The organism is Nocardia sp. NPDC051911, from assembly GCF_040681035.1.
GTDB lineage: Bacteria > Actinomycetota > Actinomycetes > Mycobacteriales > Mycobacteriaceae > Nocardia > Nocardia sichangensis.
Genome location: NZ_JBFAXY010000021.1, coordinates 131,998 through 154,094, shown reverse-complemented (window position 1 = coordinate 154,094; position 22,097 = coordinate 131,998). Strand labels below are relative to the sequence as shown.

Genomic DNA, 22,097 nt, shown 5'->3' with positions numbered 1-22,097 from the left:
TCGCACGCTGGGTTGCGCGGGCAGCAGTGCCCGCCCTTCACCTCCGCTCGTCCCAGTGTTGGGAGTGACTGCCCAAGGCGAGCATTAAGGAGTGCGTAGCAGAGATGTCACCCCGGTGAGTATTGCGACCTCTGCTCGCCGTAGGCCGGGCGACCGCCGCCGGCCCACTGTCGGCAGACCGACGTCCTTCGGCGTGATCCGGCCCTACGGGTGCGGAGTCGCACAGCTGGGCGCGCCGGTGCGAATTCGCCGGTCACGGATCAGTTCCCGAGATAGACCGGAAATGCTTCGAGGTCGTTCTGGGTGAGCACCGGCAGGTTGCGGATCTGTTCGACCGGCACGGCGAAGCGCAGGCCGGGGAAGCGGGCGAACAAGGCGGGCAGCGCGATGCCCGCTTCCATGCGGGCGAGCGCGGCGCCGGGGCAGATATGCGGGCCGTAGCCGAAAGCCAAGTGCCGGTTGGCCGTCGGGCGGGAGACGTCGAAGTCGTCGGCGTCGTCGCCGTGCACGGCGAAGTCCCGGCCGATCGCACGGTAGGACATGACCACACCCTCGCCCTTTTCGATGACGGTGTCGCCGACGGCGATGTCCTCGGTGGCGAAACGCATGAGCAGATGGGTCACCGGGCTGTCCCAGCGCAGGGTCTCCTCCACCGTGGCGTCCCAGGTGTGGTCACCGGCGTGGACGGCGCTCAACTGCTCCGGCCGCGCCAGCAGGGCGCGCACGGTGTTGAGGATGAGGCCGATCGTGGTCTCGTGCCCGGCGGCCACCAGCGCCTTCAGGTTGCCGACCACTTCCTCTTCGGTCAATGGCTCGGTGTCGTCGCCGCCGACGATGAAGGCGCTGGTCAGGTCGTCGGTCGGGTCGGCGGTCTTCTTGCGCACCAATTCGGTGAAATACAGGTCCAATTCGTCGATCACCCGCAGCCGCTCGTCCTGCGGCGTCAGCAGCGAGAAGAACGCTTTGTACCAGTCGAGCAGCATCGGATGGTCGGCGCGGTCCACGCCCATCAGCTCACTGATGACCCGCATCGGCAGCGGGTAGGCGAACACCGTCTTGAGGTCGACCGCCGCGCCGTCGCGTCCGGCCTCGGCCAGGTCGTCGAGCAGTTCGGCGGTCATCCGCTCGACCGCGGGACGCAGCGCGTCGAGCCTGCGCTTGGTCAGCGCCTGGGTGGTCTTGATCCGCAGCCTGCGGTGCTCGGGACCGTCGACGGTGAACATGGAACGGCCCGCGTCGACCATACCGATCAGCGGCCACTGCCTGGTCACCGCGCCGGACTGCCACAGTGACCAGGCGTTGATGTCCTTGACCAGCCTGGTGTCGACGAGCAGCTGCCTGGCCAGCGCGTGCCGGGTGACGGTCCAAGCGGGCACGCCGAGCAACTCGATCCGGGTGAGCGGACCCGCGGCGCGCAGCCTGCTGGTCTCTCCGCCCAGGTCGCCGACCATCGGATCGATGACAAGGGCTGCTGCGTGTGGGCATTCTCTGCTCACGGGGTACCTCCGACGGCGCGAACGGGTGTGAAGCGGACGGGCAGGGATGTCATGCCGCGCAGGAAGGCCGACGGTCGCCGGACCAGGTTCTGGGCGGGCACCGCGAGATCGAGGTCGGGCAGCCGGTCGAGCAGCACCTCGATGCCGGTGCGCGCGACGACCTCGGCGATCTCCTGCGCGGGAAACGGGCAGCGGTATTCGCCGTAGCTGAACGCGAAGTGCGCGCTGTTGCCCGAGTGTGCCGGCTCGGCGCCGTCGGAAACATGCTGGCGCACATGGGGATCGGCGTTGGCCGCGGCCAGGCCGAGCAGCAGCATGTCACCGGCCCGGATGACCTTGTCGCCGAGCCGCGTGTCGCGGGCTGCCCACCGTCCGGCGAGGATCTGGGTCGGCGTGTCCTCCCACAGCACTTCGTTCATCGCCTGTCCCACGCTGTGTCGCCCGCCGCCGAGCGCCGCGGCGAACCGGTCGTCGGTGAGCATCAGCCGCACCGAGTTCCCGATCCAGTCGGCCGTGGGCAGGTATCCGGCGGCGGTGACCGCCATCAGGTCCAGGACGTATTCCTCGTCGGAGAACGGACCGGGATGCGCCAGCATCCAGGACACCAAATCGGCGCCTCGCGCGACTTTCTTGGTCGCGAGCAACCGCCCCATGTGCTCGGCGAACTGCTGATGCGCGGCTTGGGCGTCGGCCCCGCCGTCGGCGAGCGTCTTCATCGTCCACGCCAGCCGCGGTCCGTCCGCGTCGGGGAAGCCGAGGATCCGCGCCAGGGCCAGCACCGGCAGCGGTTCGGCGAAATCGGCGACCAGCTCCGCTTCGCCCCTGCCGCAGAACGCGTCGATCAGGCGGTCGGCCAGGTCCTCGCAGGTGCGGCGCAATTCGAAGGTGTCGACCGTCTCCAACGCCGGTTCCACCATCGCCACGTGCCTGCGGTGCTCCGCGCCCGCGGTGAAATAGATCGACGGCATCGGCTGCCCGACCATCGGCAGCAAGGGCCAGTCCGGCGGGATGTTCGGCCACTGGTTCCACCGCCCGACATCGCGGGGGAACAACTCGGGATCGTTGGTCACCTGATGCAATTCGCGGTAGCCGATGACCAGCCACGCGGGGACGCCGCCGGGCAGCTCCACGGCGACCACCGGTCCGTGCTCCCGGCGCATCTCGTGATAGAGCTGATGCGGGTCGGTATGGAAACGCGGGCCGCTCAACGTGACCGGTGCGGTGCGGACGGGGCAGCTGTCGGTGGAACTCGGCGCGGGCGTGGTCATGACGCGGCCTCCGGAGTCGGGAACAAGGGGCGCCGGGCCGCCGGGGACGGCGCGCGGGAATAGAGGTGCTCGACGAGGGTGATGAGGACGCCCTTGCCGGACTCGCGGGAGCGGGCGTCGCAGTCGATCACCGGCACGTACCGATCCAGGTCGAGCGCGTCGCGGACCTCGTCGGGGCGGTGGCCCTCGCCGAAGTCGTTGCAGGCGACGACGAACGGCGTCTTCTGGTGTTCCAGCCGGTCGACCGCGTACCAGGAATCCGCGATCCGGTGCGGGTCGACCAGCACGATCGCGCCGAGCGCGCCGGTGAACAGCCGATCCCAGAGGAACCGGAACCGCTGTTGTCCCGGTGCGCCGAACAGGTACAGCACGTGCTCGTCGTCGATGGTGATGCGCCCGAAGTCGAAGGCGACGGTCGTCGTCGATTTGCCCGGCGCGCCACTGGGATCGTCGATCTCCAGCCCCTCGTCGGTCATGATCGCCTCGGTATCGAGCGGCCGGATCTCGCTGACCGCGCGGACCATCGTCGTCTTGCCGACGCCGAAACCGCCGACGATGACGACCTTCAGTCCCCGCGTGGTCGCACGGTGCAGGGGCGCGTCCGCGCGGGCGGGACGCGGATCAGAGCTTGCGGAGTCCAACGAGCACCTTCTCGAGCGTCGTGGTGTCGGGCAGGCAGTGCCATGGCGAGTCGGACGGACCGGCCTGCGGAGGACGCACGGTGATCTTGCCCGCGTGCAGCAGGTCCGACAGCAGGATGGTCGCGATGCCGACCGGAATCCGCAGCTCGGCCGCGATTTCGACGACGGCGGTCGGAGCTCGGCACAGGTCGAGGATCGCCACGTGCTCGGACTGCATGCCCGGCGTCGGCGCGCACTCGCTGACCACCAGGGTGACCAGATCGAAGGTGTCGGAGTCCGGTTTGCTGCGCCCGCCGGTCAGCGTGTAGAGCCGATCGGGGTCGTCGTCGCGGCCTGGTCTGCTCACGACACGCCCGCTCCCGGGAAGCGCGGCGTGGCCGCCAAGTGTTCGCCGAGCTGTTCCACCAGCTCCCGCATATTGTGGCCGACCAGCCCGGCGTCCGCGTCCTCTGCGGCGACGACCGCGATGTGCGCGCCGAGCCCGGCTTCGACGATGAACAGGATGCCGCCGTAGAACTCCGTCATCGACTGGCGCACCCCGGGCCGGCCGTCGCCGAATTCCACCGACGCGCCGTGCGAGAGGCTCTGAATGCCCGCCGAGATGGCGGCTAGCTGGTCGGCTCCGTCCACGGTGAGTTCGGGCGTGTGGCAGATCTTCAACCCGTCGCTGGACAGCAGCAGAGCGTGCCTGGTGCGCGGTGTGCGGGTGAGCAGCTGTTCCAATAGCCAGCTCAGCTGGGCGGTCTCGGAGGTCGTCATCGTTCGTTCTCCATGGAGACGGAAGGGGCAGGGGGAGTGGTGGTGGCGCTGCCGGTCGTGGGCCCGGACACCGCGCGCTGGAACGCGCCGAGCGAGTCCGGTCGTGCCGGAGGAGGAGTCGGTGCGGTGGCCTCCGGCGCGCCGATGCCCTCGGGATGGACAGCGGCCAGCGTGCTGCCGCGACGCCGCTTGGGCAGCGCTCGGGGCGCGACGGCGGGAGCGTCCAGCGCGGGCGACGGACGCACGGCCTCCGGATCGGCGGATTCGTGGTCGAGCGGCGCGGCCGCGCGAGACCGCTCCCGCGCGACGGGCAGCGTGCCCGTGGTGGTGGACGGCTGCGGCCGTTCCGCGCGGGTGGTGAGGTCTCGCGGGATCACCACGACCACGGCGGTGCCGCCGATGGCGGAAGGCCGATAGGAGACGGTGAGTCCGTGCTTGCGCGCCAGATTGCCCACCACGGCGAGGCCGAGCCTGGTCCCGGTCAGCGAGGACAGGTCGGCTCCGGCCCCGCGGGCGTCCGGCGCGCCTGCCGAGACCGCCGCCTCGGCCCGGCGCAGCGCCGACTCGCTCATGACCAATCCGCTGTCCTCGATGGTGATGATCACGCCCGCCGGAACCTCGGCGGCGTAGACGTGCACCTCGGTGGTGGGCGGGGAGAAGTTGCAGGCGTTGTCGAGCAGTTCCGCGAGCGCGTGCATGACGCCTTCCGCGGCGTGACCGGAGACCGCGATGTCGGCGATCGCGCGCAACCGGACTCGCTGATAGCCCGCCACACGTCCCATCGCTCCACGCAGAATCGATTCCATCGCAATGGGTTTGGCCCAGCGGCGGCCGGATCGCGCGCCGCTGAGCACGGCGATGCTGTCGGCGAGCCTGCCCGCCTGGGCGGTGCGGTGATCGAGCTGCAGCAGATCGGCGAGCACGGTGGGGTCGCCGTGGCGGTGCTCCATCTCGCGCAGCTCCGCGAGCATGCTGGTGGTCATCGCCTGCATGCGGCCCGCCGCGCCCGCGAAGGCCGCCATGGCCGCGGCGCGACGACTGTCACTGCTCTTCGCGCGCGCTTCGTATTCGGCGACCGCCGCGCTCGCGGCGGTGACCTCGGCCTCCGCGCCGCTGGCGACGAGCGCTCGGTCGTCCCTGGCCCGGCCCGCGTCCCGCCGGGCGTGCCGGGCCTGCCGACGGAAGTGGACGGCCGCCGTGGTGGCGGCGCACAGGGCGACGGCGGCGGCGGTGGCGCCTGCCGCGAGTGGGATCCGGAATTCGGCGGGCGCGTAGTACACCGCCGCCGTGACGACGGCAGCGGTCGCGACAACGCAGGCCCACAATGTCGCGTACGGCGGTTTCGGATGCCGGACGGCGTCTTCGCCGGGCTCACTCACCGCCGGATTCAACAACTCTGACAAGTTCCGTACTTCCGCACTCGCGCTTGCCGCCGGGAAACGGCACAGCTGCCCCCTTCTGCGTGCCTCGGCACCCCAAATATGCAGACCGACAAGCAGTTTCGAAATATCGCGGCCCGAGCATAGCGGGGTGGGCGGTGCGGCGCCACTCGGGCGTATTTCACGGGAAAGCGGCGCGGGCGGATATTCCGCTGCCGTGTCGATGCTCGGATTACGCTGACGACGCGGCGGAAAGTGCTACACGGCGACGCGCTCGGTGCGAAATGGGGAAATTAACGTTTGCCTAGAATTCACTATCGGTATGCCGGGGGGTCCTGTGTGCGGCCGTATTACCGATGCGATATTGCAAGCTTGGATTATCGACGCGTCATGCGATCGCGTCCGCGAGTGGCGGTGGCGCCGGGGCGGTGTGGCCGGCCCGCCGGGCTTCCCGGGGGCCGTAGCCGAGCCGCTGTCGTTCGATCAGAGTTGTGCGGTTTGCTCGCACGGGGGCAAGCCGTCGGCCTGGCGGAGAACTTCGGCGACGGACTCCAGGTACAGCAGGGTGCGCAGCGATACGCCGTTCACGGCCTGTCCGAGGCGGCGCAGGGCCGAATTGTCCAGGTGTGCGATCACTTCGGCGTCGCATGCCCGGTCGGGACCGGGATCGAACACGAAATAGTTGGGGTCGAGCCCGAACACGTGGGCCAGCCCGGCGCGGGTCTGCTCCGGGAGCGTGGCGACCTGACCGCGTCGAACTTTCGTCAGGTGACCTGGTTCCAGGTCGTACCCGGCTGCGGTCACCCATGTCTCGACCGTATCGTCGGCGAGCGGGCGCCCGTGCGCACGCTCCCACATCTCGAACGCTAGGTTCAGCCGGGCAGTGATATCGATTTCCACAACCGCCTCCACCTTCTGACGACATAGCCTCTTGACGGGTCACACATTGACTCGACCGTAGCGTGGTAGTAGTCGATCGCCGTGATTTCACGGCAAATGTCCGGTTGCATAGGGGGCGGAACATACTCGATCCCCGATTTCCGGGGACGGCGAGCTCGAGGAGGCGGGTGTGCGGCTGAGTTCCGAGGAGGCGCGCAAACGATTCGCGACCAGTCCGGTCGCACGGTTGGCAACGGTTTCGCCGCAACTGCGCCCGCATTTGGTGCCCATAGTCTTCGCAGTGGCGGGGGAGGTCGTCTACACCAGCGTCGACGCGAAACCGAAGACGACCACGGCGCTGCGCCGCCTGGACAATATCGCGGCCAACCCCGCGGTCGCCGTGCTCGTCGACCGGTACGGCGACGACTGGACCCAGCTGTGGTGGGCTCGCGCCGACGGTGCGGCCCGCATCGCGGACGGCGCCGAGGCGCAGGCGGCGATCGGTCACCTGACCGCGCGTTACTCCCAGTACGAACAGCAGCCGCCACCGGGCCCGGTGATAGCCATCGATGTGGCGCGGTGGTCGGGGTGGTCCGCCCGCTGAGCGAGCCGCGCCGATTCGGGTACAGTCCGATTCGTGATCTCCCGTTGCGGGGGTCGTCGAGCCGAACCACCCGTCGAGCCGATCGTGAGGATCGTATGCCCTCGAATTTCGCGCTGAAGGCCATGAATACGGCGCATCGCGTCCTGCTGAAGATCAGCTTCGGGAAACTGGGCAACGACTTCTCCGGCATGCCGTCGCTCGAGCTCACCACCACCGGCCGCAAATCGGGCCGGCCGCACGCGGTGATGCTCACGGCGCCGATCGTCGACGGTGACACCTATGTCGTGGTCGCTTCGCGGGGCGGCGACCCCGTCCACCCGGCGTGGTTCCTGAACCTGCGCGACAACCCGGACGTCGTCGTGTCGGTGCGCAACGGGCCGAAGGTGCCGATGACGGCTCGGGTGGCCACCGGCGAGGAGCGGGCGGCGTTGTGGCCCCGGGTCACCTCCGCGCAGTCGGTCTACGCCGGTTATCAGACGAAGACCACGCGCGAGATTCCGCTCGTCCTGTTGACGCCGAAGGGTTGAGAGCGGCGCGGCGGATCGGTGACCGTCAGGCGCGATAGTCGCGCAGCACCGGGCCGAGGCATCCGGCCGCCGCGAGCGCGCCCGCACCGAACATCGCCGGATAGCCGAGACCGAACGTGTCGTGCAGGAACGAAAGCAGGGCCGGGGTGCCGAATCCCAAGTAACTCGCGGAGTAGAACACGGCCGTCAGCCCGGCCAGATCGTCCGGGCGGGCGATGCGTTCGATCTCCTGCAGCCCGGCCACCAGACCGATGCCGTAACCGGCTCCCAGCACCACGGCGGCGGCCACCGTCGCCCACAGGGTCAACAGACCGGAAGCCGTCGCGGCGAGCGCCATCCCGATCGTGACCGCGATCAGTGCCACCGCCGCCGCCCGCGCGGTGCCGGGCCGGTCGATCCGGCGCGCGACGGACTGGACGGCGAACCCGCAGCCGAGGGTGATGACACAGATCATGGCGGAGAACGCGATCGGCGCCGCGCCGACCCGAGGCGCCATCAGCGCGGGCAGCACCGCGTAGGCCGCCGCGGCGGAGGTGAACAGCCACAACGCGGCAGGCAATGCCACCGTGCGGAAGCGCCGGTGCCCCGCCGCGGGAATGCGCAGGTCGTCGCGGAGGCTCCCCGGATTTCGCCGCCCGGAGACGGTTTCCGGGGTACGCCGGACCCACACGGCGGCGATCAGGCATAGGCCTACGTTGATCAGATACGCCAAGGTGTTCGGCCACGGCGCCCATTGCGCGAGTACACCGGCGCAGCAAGCGCCGATGGCGAAGCCCGCGGTGAGGCTCATCGCGGAGCGGCGCGCGCCCGTGCCCGCGGGTAGCTGCGGACTATAGGGCGGTTGTGCCAGCTCTTTGAGCCAGCTGCCGCCGACCGCCATCGCCAGCCCGAGCGCGATGCCGCACAGCACCCGTCCCGCCGACAGGAGCGGCACCGAAGCGGACCCGAACGCGAGCAGCAGTGAACCTGCCGCGGCGATCAGCGGCGCCGGCCGCAGCAGGGCCCGGCGGCCGTGGCGATCCGACAGCGGGCCGCCGATCAGCAACGCGGGCACGATGCCGAGCACGTAATAGAAAAGCAGCAGGTCGACGGTCGTGGCCGCCAGCCCGTCGCTCTTGTACATCACCAGCAGCGGTGTGAATTCATTTCCGCCCCAAGCGATCGCGAACATCGCGGCGGCGACGCCCGGCCATCGGCTCGAGACGACCCGGTCGCGGGGCGCGGTGACGGTGAGTGTCGCCATCACCGGCCTCGTAGTTCCAGTTGGTGCACGCCGGACAGGTGCTCGACCAGCGCGTCGGCGAACCCGTCGACGTCCGAGGACGCGACGAGGTCGGCCAGCCGCGCGTGCTGATCGATGATCCGGGTGATGTCGACCGGGCCGCGGTGCAGGGCGACGCTGTTCATCCGGCGCTGGCGTTCCCGCAGCGAGTCGTAGAAACCCGACAGCAGCGGATTGCCACCGGCCAGGACGTAGGTGCGGTGGAAGTCGGTGTCGGCGACCGCGAATCCGTCGAGATCGCCCGCGGCGGCCAGCTCGCGCTGCCGCCGGATCGAGGAACGCAACGCCTCGACCAGCATGCCGGGGTCGTTCGCGGTGGCGCTGCGGACCGCGGCGGTCTCCACCACGTACCTGGCGTGCGCGACGTGCTCGGCCTCGTCGGGCGGGATCGGCGCCACCAGCGCGCCGCGCTTCGGGTACAGCTTCATCCACCCCTCGGTCTCCAGCCGCAGGAACGCCTCGCGCACCGGCGTGCGGGAGGTGCCCAGGTCGGCGGCGATCTCGCCCTCGCTGATCAGCTCCCCGCCCGCGAGCGCGCCGGACAGGATGCGCTCCTTCACGGCGCGATAGGCCTGCTCAGCGGATGAATACGTCTTAGACACAAGTTGTATCTTAGCCTCGCGTTCGCCAGGAGTTCGCGAGGGGTGGACCGACCGGCCGCGTCCTACCAAGCAGCGATCGCGGAAGGTCCGTGGCGAGCATTGGCATGGCGTACCCGGGCACTGACCGCCCGGCAGGACGCGGCGGCCCCCGCGACAGGTGGCTCCGCTCACCGACCGGGGTGGTGCGGCGGATGTCACGTTCGGACCGGACCGCGCATTCGGGCGCGCCGACGCTGCTGCCGGGAACGGTGGGCCTTCCGGCTCTGGCGACGCCGTGCAGGCTAGCGGTGCGAAAGGGCGACCGGGCGGGGATGCGGGCGTGCCTGCTCGAGTTGCGCGGCGACCGGAAGAATCGTCGTCTCGCCGTTCGTGGGGCCCACCAGCTGCACCGACAGCGGAAGCCCGTCGTCGCCTACGCCCGCGGGCAGCGAGGCGGCGGGGTGACCGGTGACGTTCCACAGCTCGGTGTAGGCGACCATCGGAATCGAGGCGAGCTGGGCTCGTACCGTGTTCGCCCCGTCGAGCACGCCGAGCCGCGGCGGGCGGATCGCGATGGTGGGAGTCAGCAGCAGATCACATTCGGTGAAGACGCGGTCCATCTTGCGCGTCAACGCCTCACCGCGCCGGATCGCCCATTCGACGACCGGCCTGCGTGCCCAGGCGCCGACTGCCATCGTCTGCTTGGTGCGGCGTTCGAGCAGTTCCGGATGATCGATCTCGGCCAGTTCCGCGCGCACGCCGCCGAAGAACTGCGGGAAGAACGCGTGCATGGATTCGGGATAGTGCGGGTCGACCTCGGCCACCGTGTGGCCCAGTTCGGTGAGCAATTTCGCGGTGTCGCGGACGGCGCGCACATACTGCGGATCGAGTTTCACCATCAGGGCGTGCGGTTTGGTGCTGTAGCCGATGCGCAACGGACGGGCCGGTTCGCGCGCCGCCGCCTCGAACGAGGTCGGCGGTTCCGGAGCCCGGAATCGGTCGGTGGGGGTGCTGCCGCGGATGACGTCGTAGACGACGGCGGAGTCCAGCACGCCGCGGGTCAGCGGCCCGGCGGCACCCAACGCCCACCACAGGTGCTCGTTCGGGGACATCGGCACACGCCCGCGTTGCGGCTTGAGACCGAATAATCCGCAGCATGCCGCCGGGATCCGGATCGACCCGCCGCCGTCGCCTGCGAGTGCGACGGGCACCAGCCCGGCCGCCACCGCGGCGGCCGACCCGCCGCTCGATCCGCCTGGAGAGCGGCTCGGGTCCCACGGATTGCGGGTGACGCCGAACGTGCTGGACTCGGTGAACGGCCACTGCCCGAATTCCGGCATCGCGGTCTTGCCGACGATGATCGCCCCGGCCGCGCGCAGCCTGCGCACGGCTTCGGCGTCCGCCACGGCGGGCGTGGCATTCGCCCTGGTGCCGAAGGTGGTCACCACACCGGCGACATCGAACTCGTCTTTCACCGCGACCGGCACCCCGTGCAACGGGCCGACCGGCTCGCCCGCCGCGCGCTCGCGATCCCGCTCGACGGCCGCCGCCTTGGCCTCATCCCGCAGGACATGGGTGAACGCGCCGAGATCCGCCGCGGCATCGATTTCGTCGAGCGTCGCCTCGACCAGTTGCTCCGCCGAAAGAGCGCCCTGGGCCAGTAACTCGCGCTGTTCGAGCACACCCGCCGACACGGCCTCGCGCAGGTCCATCCGCCACCGCTCCTTCCGAGCCGCGCGACGTCGCGGCTGTCGCCGATGCCGACGTTTTCGACCGTAAGCAGTCGAGCGACCTTTCCGCAATGGTGTACCCGCCGACGGCCCGCGTGGTCAGGAAGTCGCCGGGCCTTCCGCCGCGGCGGGCCGGGGCCGCTCGAGCCTGGAATGGGTGCGCGAGTAGGTGAAGTAGACGATCAGGCCGACGACCAGCCAGATCACGAAACGCGCCCAGGTCTCCCACGGCAGCGACCAGATCAGATACACCGAGAACCCGATGCCGATCAGCGGCACGACCGGCATGAACGGCAGGCGGAACTCGCGCGGCTCGTCGGGGCGGGTGCGCCGCAGCACGATCACGGCTACGGACACCACGATGAACGCCATCAGGATGCCGATATTGGTCAGTTCGGCCACCACGGTGATGTCCAGCAGACCGGCCATCAGCGCGGCTCCGATGCCGACGATCCAGGTCACTCTGGTGGGCACCTTCCGGACCGGATGGGTCTTGGCGAACCATTCCGGCAGCAGGCCGTCGCGGCTCATGGCGAACCACACGCGGGTGACGCCGAGCATGAAGGTGAGCACCACGGTGACGATGCCGATGATGGCGCCGATCGCGATGATGTTCGCGACGCCCGGCTGCCCGACCGATTCGAACGCGGTGGAGAACCCGCTGGTCGGGCTGATCTCGGTGTACTTCTGCATGCCGGTGAGCACCAGGGTTGCCAGGACGTAGAGGACCATGGCGATGGCCAGTGAATAGATGATCGCCTTCGGCAGATGCTTCTTGCCCTCGGTGGACTCCTCGGCGGCGGTGCTCATCGCGTCGTAGCCGAACACGGCGAAGAAGACGGTGGCCGCGCCCGTCCACACCGCGCCCGTGCCGAACGGGAAGTAGGGGGTGTAGTTCGAGCTGTCGATGTGGAACACGCCGAGCGCGATGATCAGCACGACGAGGGCCACCTTGATGCCGACGGCGACGGTCTCGAACCGGCCGACGCTGCGGATGCCGCGCGAGAGCAGCCAGGCCGTACCGAGGCAGAACAGCATGGCGAACACGTCGACGACGTGGCCGTCACCCGTTCCCGCCGCGCCCAGCATCCAATCCGGCACTGCGATGTCGACCTGTTCCAGCAGGAATTTGAAGTAGCCGGAGACGCCGATGGCCACCACCGCCGCGACCGCGACGTACTCCAGCAGCAGATCCCAGCCGATGAACCAGCCCGCGATCTCGCCGAGCGACACGTATCCGTAGGTGTAGGCGGACCCGGCCTTGGGCACCATCCCGGCGAACTCGGCGTAACACAGCGCGGCGGCGGCGCTGGCCACACCCGCGATGAGGAACGAGATCAACACCGAAGGCCCGGTGACCGAGTGCGCCACCGCGCCCGCCAAGGTGAAGATGCCCGCGCCGATGATGCCGCCGACACCGATCGCGGTGAGCTGCCACAGGCCGAGCGACCGCGACAACTGCTCGTCGGCCGCGGCGGCTTCGTCGTCGACCTCGCCGAGCGGCTTTCGGCGCGTCATCTGGGCGCGTAGGTGAGCGAGGACCATGCTGTTCCTTAAAGCTGTGTTCGTTTCTCCAGCGCCGACGGCACGTACTCGGTCGAAACCGTGTGTTCCGCCAGTATGGTCGCGTGGCGCCGCAAGTGGCGGCGAAAAGCGTGCCAGTGCTGGTGACTCGGTTCAGTGGGCTTCGTCCGTCCGTGCTCCCGCTCAGCGGTCGCGGAAGGAGCGCAAAAAGAACGCGATGTTGGCGGGGCGCTCGGCCAGCCTGCGCATGAAGTAGCCGTACCACTGGTCTCCGTAGGGCACGTAGACGCGCAGTGTGTGGCCCACTCCGGCCAGGCGCCGCTGTTCGGTGTCGCGGATGCCGTGCAACATCTGGAACTCGAAATCGCCTGATTTCCGGCCGCTTTCCCGCACGTGGCGCAGCGCGGCATCGATCAGCGCCGGGTCGTGCGTGGCGATCATCGGATAGCCCTTGCCTTCCATCAGAACCCGCAGGCACCGGAGATAGGACTCGTCCACGGCGGAACGGCTCTGATAGGCCACCGACGCGGGTTCGCGATAGGCGCCCTTGCACAAGCGGATCCGCGATCCCGGGCCCGCGAAGGTGCGGCAGTCCTCCTCGGTGCGTTTGAGATAGGCCTGCAAGACCGTGCCGAGCCATGGGAAGTCCAAACGCAGCTCGCGCACGATCGCCAGCGTCGCGTCGGTAGTGGTGTGGTCTTCGGCGTCGACGGTCACCCAGACCCCGGCGGACTTCGCCGCCGTGCAGATCTCGTAGGCGTGCTCCCGGGCGATCGCGTATCCGTTCTGCGGGAGCGACTGGCCCAGCGCGGAAAGCTTGAGCGATACCTCCAGCTGCGGCACCGGAGCATCGTTCACGGCCCGCAGTTCCGCCAGCGCCGACAGCAGCCGCAGGTAGTGCACGACGGTGCCGCGGGCGCTGTCGAGATCGGTGGTGTCCTCGCCGAGGTAGTCGATGGTGACCGAGCGGCCGGAGCCGAGCAGCGCCGAGGTCGCGGCGACCGCGTCACCCTCGGTCTCGCCCGCGATGAAACGGTCGACCACCTTCTTGGTGGCCGGGATGCGGGTGATCGCGCGCTCCACGCGCGGGGAGCGGGAGGCCGCCAGCACGGCGGGCCGCAGCAGTCCGGAGAAGGCCATCACAACTCCTGGTGCGGGTAGCGGTGGTCGGTCGCGGGGACGAAGGTTTCCTTGATCGTGCGAGCGGAGGTCCAGCGCAGCAGGTTCTGTGCCGAGCCTGCCTTGTCGTTGGTGCCCGACGCGCGCGACCCGCCGAACGGCTGCTGGCCGACGACCGCGCCGGTGGGTTTGTCGTTGATGTAGAAGTTGCCTGCCGCGAAGCGCAACCGGTCGGCGGCCGTGGCGATCGCCGTGCGATCCCGGGCGATGACCGAGCCGGTCAGGCCGTAGGGCGAACCACGGTCGATCAGGTCGAGCACGGACTCGAACGAGCCACCGACCGAATCGTCGTACACGTGCACGGCCAGGATCGGGCCGAAGTACTCGGTGCGGAACGCCTCGTCGGCCGGGTCGTCGCCGAGCAGGACGGTCGGCTCGACGAAATAGCCGATGCTGTCGTCGGCGTGGCCGCCCGCGGCGATGGTCAGGCTCGGGGTCGCCTTGGCGCGCGCGAGGGCTTCGGTGTTCTTGTCGAAAGCCCGCCGATCGATGAGGGCGCCGCCGAAGTGACCGAAATCGGTGACGTCGCCGTAGCTGAGCCCGGCCACCCGGTCGATGAACTCGCGGCCCATCCGGTCCCACACCGATCGTGGCAGGAAAGCGCGCGAGGCGGCCGAGCACTTCTGGCCCTGGTAGTCGAACGCGCCGCGGATCAGGGCCGTACTCAGTACGTCCGGATCGGCGGAGCTGTGCGCGACGACGAAGTCTTTGCCGCCGGTCTCGCCGACCAGGCGCGGGTAGGAGTCGTAGCGGTCGAGATGCGCCGCGACGGTGCGCCAGAGGTGGCGGAAGGTCGCGGTGGATCCGGTGAAGTGGATGCCGGCGAGCCGGTGGTCGGCCAGTGCCACCTCCGACACCTCGGGGCCCGCGCCGTGCACCATGTTGATCACGCCTGGCGGCAGCCCCGCCGCCTCGAGCAGCTTCATCGTCCAGTACGCCGCCACCGATTGGGTGAGAGCCGGTTTCCACACCACGGTGTTGCCCATCAGCGCGGGCGCGGTGGGCAGGTTGCCCGCGATGGCGGAGAAGTTGAACGGCGTGATCGCGTAGACGAATCCCTCGAGCGGCCGGTAGTCCATCCGATTCCACACCCCGGGCGCCGAGATCGGCTGATCCGCCAAGATCCGTTGAGCGAAGTGCACATTGAACCGCCAGAAGTCCACCAGCTCGCAGGGGGTGTCGATCTCGGCCTGGTAGGCCGTCTTCGACTGGCCCAGCATCGTTGCGGCGGCGATGGTTTCGCGCCACGGCCCGGCCAGCAGGTCCGCGGCGCGCAGGAAGATCGCGGCGCGCTCGGCGAACGGCAGCGCACGCCACCCCGGTGCCGCGGCGGCGGCCGCCGCGATGGCGTCGCGAACCTCGCCGGGCCCGGCCGTGGTGAGCGTGCCGAGCACGGCGGCGTGCCGGTGCGGCTGCGTCACCGTGACGCGTTCGCCCGAGCCGTGCCGATGCACACCGCCGATGACGTGGGTGACCTCCGTCGGGGTCGCGGCCAGATCGGCCAGCTTCGTCCGCAGGCGCTCGCGTTCCGCCGTGCCCGGCGCGAAGCTGCCCACCGGCTCGTTGACCGGCGGGGGCGGGGACACGACGGCGTCCATGGAACCTCCAGCTGTCAGATGAATTTTTGGTACTGGGAAGTCAACACCGGAAAACTGTCCGGACAATGAGCCTATTGGACAAAGATGAGGCAAATGCGTTGTCGAGTTGGCCGAAGGACGGGAACGTGGGCGGGGATGGTGAGGAAGTCGCCGCGGACATCGACCTGTTCGCGCTGGCGCAGATGATCGCGGACCACGCGGGCGGGATGGTGTCGATCGAGGACCCGCGGTCGCATGTGCTCGCGTACTCGGCGTCCGACGAGACCGCCGACGAGTTGCGTGTGCGATCGATCCTCGGCCGGGAAGGACCGCCGGAGTACCTGAGCCTGCTGCGGCAGTGGGGCGTGCTCGATCGGCTGCGCGACACAGACGAGATCGTCGACGTGCCCGCCCACGACGAGTTGAACATCAAGCGCAGGCTGGCGATCGGGATACGCCGACCCACCGACGCGCGGGCACGCGCTCCGCGCGTGCTCGGCGCGATCTGGCTGCAGCAGGGGGATCGGCCGTTCCACCCGGACGCGGCGGAGATCCTGCGCGGCGCGGCGGCCGTCGCGGGACGCCTGATCTCCCGGAGCCTGGACGCGCCCACCACCGAGGCGCTGCTGATCCGCCGGCTGTTCGGCGCGGGTGCGGCGGTCGACGCCGCGGCAGTGGCGAACGCGCTGCATCTGCCGTCGACCGGTCCGGCCGCGGTGATCGGCTTCGCGCTCGCGTCGGGCGAGCACGCGTCCGGCGCCGACCGGGCCGCGCTGGGTGGCGTACTCCGGTTGCGTGCCAGTTCCTTTCGCGGTGACTCGGTGAGCACCGCGATCGGTGACCGCGTCTACGTGCTGCTGCCGGGCTACCGATCCGAGCAGGCGTTGACGGCCTGGACACGTCAGTTGATCGAGCACTTCGACACCAAGGGGTCGCTGTCGCTGCGGGCCGCGATCGCTTGCCCGGTGCCCGATCTCGGCCGGGTGGCCGACGCGCGCGCCGAGGTCGATCGGGTCCTCGACCGCACCGCCGCGTCGCCCGCGAGCCGGGTGACCACCCTCGCCGAGGCGCGCACCGCGGTGCTGCTCGGCGAGGTGCTCGATCTGGTGGCAGCGCGGGCGGAACTGCGCGATCCGCGGCTCGGCGCACTGTTCGACTACGACCGCAAGCATTCCGCGAACCTGCGCGACAGCGTCGAGACCTATCTGCGCGAACACGGCGACGTGCGCGACGCCGCCGCGGCACTGTGCGTGCATCCGAACACGCTGCGCTACCGGCTGCGCCGGGTCGAGGACATCCTCGGCATGAATCTCGACGACCCCGCCGACCGCCTGCTGCTGGAGATCCAGCTCGCCCTGCACCGCCGCCCGCGTAAGCCAGAGGCATCCGGTTGACGACGGCTGCCGGTGGCGACCACCGCGACGGGTTCGCGTCGTCGCGATGATCGCCACGACCGTGGCGGCAACCGGCATCGGTTCGCGGCATTGGAGGCCCCACCGCGCTGGGACCTGCGCTGATGGCTTCCGGCCGCTGACCGGCCCGCTGTGCGATACGTCCGCCGAAGGGGTTCGCCGGGCTCTACAGTTGAGCGCGGGAAGCCGGGGCACGACCCCCGGAAGTCCGGGTCCCCGTCACGGAGGACGAGATGACGACGCGACGTCAGACGCTCGAGGTGGGGTCGCGATTCGGGCCGTATCGCCTGGATCGCCTGATCGGTCGTGGCGGCATGGGGGAGGTGTTCGAGGCCTATGACACCGTCAAGGATCGCGTCATCGCGCTGAAGGTGTTGCCGGAGCGGTTGCACGACGACCCGGTGTTCCGGGAACGATTCCGGCGCGAATCGCACGTCGCGGCGCGGCTGCAGGAACCGCACATCATCCCGATCCACGACTACGGCGAGATCGACGGCCGGCTCTACATCGACATGCGCTTGGTCGGCGGCGACAGCTTGCGCGCGCTGTTGAAAGCGCAGGGGCCGCTGGAGCCGGAGCGGGCGGTCGCGATCATCCGGCAGATCGCCGCCGCGCTGGACGCCGCGCACGCCGACGGCCTGGTGCACCGCGACGTCAAACCGGACAACATCCTGCTCACCCCCGACGGCTTCGCCTATCTCGTGGACTTCGGGATCGCGCAGTCGGCGACCGGGGAAAGTCTCACCGGCACCGGCTCGGCGATCGGGTCGTTCCACTACATGGCGCCCGAGCGGTTCCACTCTCGCACGGTCACCCCCGCCGCCGATATCTATGCCCTGACCTGCGTGCTGTACGAGTGCCTGACCGGTTCGCGGCCGTACCCCCGCGACACCGAAGCGCAGATCATCTCCGCGCACCTGTTCGAGCCGCCGCCGCAGCCGCACTCGCACCGTCCCGGCCTGCCCCTCCGGCTGGACGACGTCGTCGCGCGCGGCATGGCCAAAGATCCGCAGGCGCGGTACGGCACCGCGGGTGATCTGGGGGCGGCGGCGCAGGCGGCGGTCGTGGTGGGCCCGGCTACGGGCCCGTCGGAGTCGCTGGGGACCGCGGACGCGCCTGCCGGTGCGGGTAGTCCGGAGGACCGGTCGGGGGCGGCGGGCCGCGGTCACCGCCCGAGGCGGCCACACCGCCGTCGGTTGTTGCGTGTGCTCGCCCTGCTGGGCGTCGTGCTGCTCGCCGCCACGCTCGGCTTCCTGGGCTGGGAGCTGGTCCGGCCTACCTCCGGCACCGCCGTGCCCGACGCGAGCGCGCCGAACGGCGCGGACGTCGAACTGCTCTCGCTGGTCGGCCCCTCCGGCTACAAACGCGCGAATTGTGTGCACGAGACTCCCGACGCTCCCACGGTCGCCGTCGTGTTCTGCGCCGCGAATCCGGCGGCGAGCGACCCCGTGGCGCGATTCCTGCGGTTTCGCACCGTCGACCAACTGCGCGGCTACACGTCGTCGTTGCTGACCGCGCTGCACGGACACAACTGCCCAGGAGATCCGCCGGGGCCGGACGGGCCGATGCTGCGCGACGGCGTGGAAGTCGGCCGCAAGTCGTGTTTCGAGAGCAAGATGGACGATCCCGCCGCGCCGCGGCCCGCGCTGCTGCTCACGGACGAGCGGGCTTCGGCGGCCGCGGTGTACATCTGGAACCCCGACGAGCAGCCGTACCGCGACTATGCCGCCGTGCGTAACCGCCTCGGGTTCCGCACCTCCGACGTCGCCCGCGATCCCGACTATTTCACGCAGGCCGATCATGCGGTGCTGAACCATCTGGCCGGTGATTTCGGGCCGGCCAACTGCCGCCACGCCGACCCGCCGCCCGGTCCGGTGGCCGCGGCGCTGGCCTGCGGGACGAAGGCCGGATTTCCGGCCGCGGAGTTCTTCGGCCTCTCGAACCCGGAGTCCGCGACGGCACTGTACGAGGCCGACCGCGCGCAGTTCTCCGGCCATGTCTGCGGTCGCGGCGACCAAGGTGACGATGTCTGGCGACAGGACGGCAAAGTCCTCGGCCGTTATTTCTGCTATCCGAACACCGATGCGGCGCTCGGCCCGAACTGTCTGCTGGTGATCCATCAGCAGTACGCGGTCATCGGGAATTTCTGCACGCTGCGCGCCGATCACCCGGAACCGGGGCCGAAGAGCGAAGCCGACCTGACGGCGTGGTTCCACCAGTATTTCGGCTAGTGCCCCGGCCCGCGCCGCGGTGGCAGCGCGGTTGCCCCACACCGGGTTTCCGTCTTTCGAGTTGCCCTCCGGCGGGGTTTCGGGGAAGCTGGATGGTCACGGGCGCGAGTAGCACACCCTCTCGTCCCTTCGGCGGCAGTTCACCGATCGGCTACGGTTTCGGTGTCGTTCGTCCGATCCCGGTTCATCCTCGGTTACTTGGTGGCGCTACCGTTTCCGGTACGCGGAAAAAGGAGCCGGCGGCATGGAGTTCCGACATCTGGTTTCGTTCATCACGATTGCCGAAGAGCTGCATTTCGGCCGCGCAGCGCAGCGCTTGCATCTCACGCAGCCCAGTCTCAGTGCCCAGCTGCAGAAGCTGGAGAAATCGCTCGGCGTGCAACTGGTCGCACGCAACTCGCACGAGGTCAAACTGACCCCGGCGGGCCGGGAGTTCGAGAGTCAGGCCCGGCTCATCGTGGCGCAGATGGACCGCGCGGCCCAGGCCGCGAAGGCGACCGCCGAAGGGCGGGCGGGCACCCTCAACATCGGGTACAACCTTCCGGCCAGCAGACACGTGCTGCCGGAGGCGCTCACCAGGATGACGGAGCGACATCCCGACATCGTGGTGTCGCTGTGGGAGAAGCGCACGGGCCCGCAGTTGGCGGCGCTCTCCGACGGGTCGCTGGACCTCGCCCTCGTGTACGGCCATCCCAGTACGACCGACTTCCGGTACCGGCGGCTGCTGCACCGGGTGCCACTGGTCGCCGTGGTCGGGCGCAGGCATCGGTGGGCCGACCGGCCCGGCGTTCCCTTCGCCGAACTGGAGGGCCAGGAATGTGTGCTCTTCGCCAGGGAACAGTGTCCGGCCATGTACGACTCGATCTTCCGGGCGGCGGCGGATTCCAGGATCTCCCTCGCCGTGGCGCAGACCGCCGACGACCCGGGTGCGACGGCGCACATGGTCTCGGTGCGCCCGCTGGTGGGCTTCGCCTCGCTGCCGCGGGCGATTTCGATGGGCATGGGCGGACCGGGAACGGCTTCGGTCGCGGTGAAACTGTTCGATCCGGTGCCGACGCTCGATTTGTACGCGGTGTGGCGTGCGGACGAGCCGAATCCGGCGGTCGGCTTTTTCCTGGATTGCATCGATTCTCCGGAACCGGCGCAAATCGATATTGCCCGCGCGGTATCGGCCTGACCACGTCGATAGGTGATGACATTCGTGCGGTAGGAACCGCGATGTCGGCGACGCGGTAATTCCGTGCCGCCGACCAGAATTCGACATTGTGAACACAGTGTCTGTCATCGCAGTGTCGGTCGGTGAGAATGGTTTCGATCTGCCGGACTCGGCGAGTTTGTACTCGGTGATTTCCGGCGCGGCTGCCGAGCACCCGGACCGGCTTTCGCTGTGCGACGCCGACGGAACGCGGCTCACCAGCGCCGAGGTGGACCACAGGGCCCGTGCCCTGGCCTCGGCTCTGGCCGAGCGCGGCGTCGCGGCGGGTGATCGGGTCGCGGTGCTCGGCCGCACGAATCTGTCGTGGGTGCTGCTGGATTGCGCGCTGCTGGCCCTGGGCGCGGTGGTGGTGCCGGTCTACCCCACCTCGTCACCGAGCCAGATCGAGCACATCCTGAGCGACAGCGGAAGCGCGTATTTCGCCGCCGAGAGCGCCGAGGACGCCGAGCGGCTGCGCGCGGCCGGCGCGGGTGAGGTCTGGGCCTTCGAGCAGATCGCGGACTGGGCCACCGGCGCGGTCGATCCGGGGCTGGCCGCGCGCATCGCCGCGGTCCGGCCGGACGACCTGGCGATGATCGTCTACACCAGCGGCACCACCGGCGTGTCGAAGGGCTGCCTGATCACCCATCGCAACATGTTCGTGTCCTCGTCGAACACCGTGCGCCGCACCGGTGCCATGTTCGACGGGACCACCGTGCTGGCCCTGCCGCTGTCGCACGTCTTCGGCCAGACCATCCTGTTCGCCTGCCTGTTCGGCGGCAGCCGCACGCATCTGCTGCCCGGCATTCCGGACCTGGTGCCCACGTTGCCCGCCGTGCGGCCGACCTTCCTCGCGATGATTCCCTACGGCTTGGAGAAGATTCGGAAGTATTGCCGCACCCTGCTCACCGAGACCGAGGAGCGGGAGGCGGTGGAGCGCGGTCTCGACCTGATGCGGGCGCGAGCCACGCCGGAGCCGTCGACGCACCCGGTGGCGGCAGCGCTCGGCGGTGAGCTGCGCTACGTCATCTCCGGCGGCGCCTCGCTGGACGATTCGACGGTCGGGTTCTACGCGGCCTTCGGCGTGGAGCTGCTCAACTGCTACGGCCTCACCGAAGCCGCCACCGCCGTGACGGTGAGCGCCCCCGAGACCAACCGGCTCGGCACGGTCGGCAGGCCGATTCCGGGGACCTCGGTGGCCATCGCCGCGGACGACGGCGAGGTGCTGGTCGGCGGACCGCACGTGTCGCCGGGGTACTGGGGCGCGGCGGCGAGCCAGTCGCCGGTGGACCCGGAGGGCTGGCTGCACACCGGCGACCTCGGCGAAATCGACGACGACGGATTCCTGCGGATCACCGGGCGTAAGAAGGAGATCCTGGTGACCTCCGGCGGCAAGAACGTGGCGCCCACGCCGCTGGAAGACCGGATCCGGCTGCATCCGCTGGTGTCCAACTGCATGGTGCTCGGCGACGGCCGCGATTTCGTGACCGCCCTGGTGACTCTGGATCAGGCGCAGGTGCGGCGCTGGCGCGCCACCGAGCCGGACGGCGATCTCACCGCCTCCGTGCAATCGGCGGTCGACGACGCGAATTCGCTCGTCTCGCGCGCGGAATCGATTCGGGCATTTCGAATCGTGGACGGAGATTTCACCGTCGAGGACGGATTGTCGACTTCGTCACGAAAACTGCGCCGCGCCGCGATCGCCGAAGCCTACGCGGCGGATATCGAACTGCTGTATTCCGCGCCACGGCCCGCACGATAGCCGCGGCCGATCGGCCGATGAATCAGGGCCCGGAGCGGTGGTCGAGCGCCAGGCACGGCCACAGACTCGAA

Annotated in this window: 19 protein-coding genes and 1 pseudogene; 6 read left to right on the top strand and 14 right to left on the bottom strand. The window is 69.6% G+C overall.

Annotation, left to right across the window (positions count from 1 at the left end):
- Positions 1-105: 105 nt before the first annotated feature.
- From AB0L97_RS24920 to AB0L97_RS24885, 8 genes and pseudogenes are all read right to left on the bottom strand, one after another.
- Positions 106-224 (bottom strand): annotated as a pseudogene (locus tag AB0L97_RS24920) (transcriptional regulator); the annotation flags it as partial.
- 36 nt (positions 225-260) lie between these two features.
- On the bottom strand, positions 261-1,496 hold the full coding sequence (locus tag AB0L97_RS24915) for a cytochrome P450 (protein WP_364433652.1): 1,236 nt from the start codon (positions 1,494-1,496) through the stop codon (positions 261-263).
- Complete coding sequence (locus AB0L97_RS24910; RefSeq protein WP_364433649.1) at positions 1,493-2,764, bottom strand: cytochrome P450; 1,272 nt, start codon at positions 2,762-2,764, stop codon at positions 1,493-1,495. The genes AB0L97_RS24915 and AB0L97_RS24910 overlap by 4 nt, the downstream gene beginning before the upstream one ends.
- The gene (locus AB0L97_RS24905; RefSeq protein ID WP_355076707.1) at positions 2,761-3,333 is read right to left on the bottom strand and encodes an ATP/GTP-binding protein; all 573 of its coding nucleotides are present in this window, start codon (positions 3,331-3,333) and stop codon (positions 2,761-2,763) included. Before AB0L97_RS24905 ends, AB0L97_RS24910 begins: the two co-directional genes overlap by 4 nt.
- A gap of 52 nt (positions 3,334-3,385) precedes the next feature.
- The gene (locus AB0L97_RS24900; RefSeq protein ID WP_355076479.1) at positions 3,386-3,751 is read right to left on the bottom strand and encodes a DUF742 domain-containing protein; all 366 of its coding nucleotides are present in this window, start codon (positions 3,749-3,751) and stop codon (positions 3,386-3,388) included.
- Positions 3,748-4,164, bottom strand: coding sequence for a roadblock/LC7 domain-containing protein (locus tag AB0L97_RS24895; RefSeq protein ID WP_355076477.1), 417 nt, complete (start codon positions 4,162-4,164; stop codon positions 3,748-3,750). The genes AB0L97_RS24900 and AB0L97_RS24895 overlap by 4 nt, the downstream gene beginning before the upstream one ends.
- Positions 4,161-5,543: an ATP-binding protein gene (locus AB0L97_RS24890; RefSeq protein WP_364433644.1), complete on the bottom strand. Its 1,383-nt coding sequence runs from the start codon at positions 5,541-5,543 to the stop codon at positions 4,161-4,163. Before AB0L97_RS24890 ends, AB0L97_RS24895 begins: the two co-directional genes overlap by 4 nt.
- A 483-nt stretch (positions 5,544-6,026) precedes the next feature.
- Positions 6,027-6,443, bottom strand: a complete 417-nt coding sequence (locus AB0L97_RS24885; RefSeq protein WP_355076474.1) for a hypothetical protein — start codon at positions 6,441-6,443, stop codon at positions 6,027-6,029.
- Positions 6,444-6,618: 175 nt separating this feature from the next.
- On the opposite strand from AB0L97_RS24885, the gene AB0L97_RS24880 reads away from it, so the two are divergent.
- Both AB0L97_RS24880 and AB0L97_RS24875 read left to right on the top strand, forming a co-directional pair.
- Entirely contained in the window at positions 6,619-7,026 is a 408-nt protein-coding gene (locus AB0L97_RS24880) for a TIGR03668 family PPOX class F420-dependent oxidoreductase (RefSeq protein WP_355076705.1), read from the top strand.
- A gap of 95 nt (positions 7,027-7,121) precedes the next feature.
- On the top strand, positions 7,122-7,553 hold the full coding sequence (locus tag AB0L97_RS24875; protein WP_356965373.1) for a nitroreductase/quinone reductase family protein: 432 nt from the start codon (positions 7,122-7,124) through the stop codon (positions 7,551-7,553).
- A gap of 25 nt (positions 7,554-7,578) precedes the next feature.
- Here AB0L97_RS24875 and AB0L97_RS24870 read toward each other — a convergent pair whose 3' ends face one another.
- From AB0L97_RS24870 to pruA, 6 genes are all read right to left on the bottom strand, one after another.
- On the bottom strand, positions 7,579-8,796 hold the full coding sequence (locus AB0L97_RS24870; RefSeq protein ID WP_355076471.1) for an MFS transporter: 1,218 nt from the start codon (positions 8,794-8,796) through the stop codon (positions 7,579-7,581).
- A complete protein-coding gene (locus AB0L97_RS24865; RefSeq protein WP_364433640.1) occupies positions 8,796-9,437 on the bottom strand; it encodes a GntR family transcriptional regulator in 642 nt (213 codons plus the stop codon). The genes AB0L97_RS24870 and AB0L97_RS24865 overlap by 1 nt, the downstream gene beginning before the upstream one ends.
- 281 nt (positions 9,438-9,718) lie before the next feature.
- Entirely contained in the window at positions 9,719-11,128 is a 1,410-nt protein-coding gene (locus tag AB0L97_RS24860; protein ID WP_355076468.1) for an amidase, read from the bottom strand.
- Positions 11,129-11,245: 117 nt separating this feature from the next.
- The gene (locus tag AB0L97_RS24855) at positions 11,246-12,691 is read right to left on the bottom strand and encodes an amino acid permease (protein WP_355076466.1); all 1,446 of its coding nucleotides are present in this window, start codon (positions 12,689-12,691) and stop codon (positions 11,246-11,248) included.
- A 162-nt stretch (positions 12,692-12,853) separates the two neighbouring features.
- Positions 12,854-13,810 (bottom strand): proline dehydrogenase family protein, encoded by a 957-nt coding sequence (locus tag AB0L97_RS24850; protein WP_364433635.1) that lies wholly within the window; start codon positions 13,808-13,810, stop codon positions 12,854-12,856.
- The gene (gene pruA, locus AB0L97_RS24845) at positions 13,810-15,447 is read right to left on the bottom strand and encodes an L-glutamate gamma-semialdehyde dehydrogenase (protein ID WP_364433659.1); all 1,638 of its coding nucleotides are present in this window, start codon (positions 15,445-15,447) and stop codon (positions 13,810-13,812) included. The genes AB0L97_RS24850 and pruA overlap by 1 nt, the downstream gene beginning before the upstream one ends.
- Positions 15,448-15,572: 125 nt before the next feature.
- Here pruA and AB0L97_RS24840 point away from each other — a divergent pair, with 125 nt between their 5' ends.
- The 4 genes from AB0L97_RS24840 to AB0L97_RS24825 all read left to right on the top strand — a co-directional run bounded on the left by AB0L97_RS24840 (position 15,573) and on the right by AB0L97_RS24825 (position 22,026).
- Entirely contained in the window at positions 15,573-16,820 is a 1,248-nt protein-coding gene (locus AB0L97_RS24840; RefSeq protein WP_364433632.1) for a helix-turn-helix domain-containing protein, read from the top strand.
- 251 nt (positions 16,821-17,071) lie between these two features.
- Positions 17,072-19,069: a serine/threonine-protein kinase gene (locus AB0L97_RS24835; protein WP_364433629.1), complete on the top strand. Its 1,998-nt coding sequence runs from the start codon at positions 17,072-17,074 to the stop codon at positions 19,067-19,069.
- Positions 19,070-19,313: 244 nt separating this feature from the next.
- Positions 19,314-20,246, top strand: coding sequence for a LysR substrate-binding domain-containing protein (locus tag AB0L97_RS24830; RefSeq protein WP_355076459.1), 933 nt, complete (start codon positions 19,314-19,316; stop codon positions 20,244-20,246).
- A 97-nt stretch (positions 20,247-20,343) separates the two neighbouring features.
- Entirely contained in the window at positions 20,344-22,026 is a 1,683-nt protein-coding gene (locus AB0L97_RS24825) for an AMP-dependent synthetase/ligase (protein WP_364433624.1), read from the top strand.
- Positions 22,027-22,097: the final 71 nt, after the last annotated feature.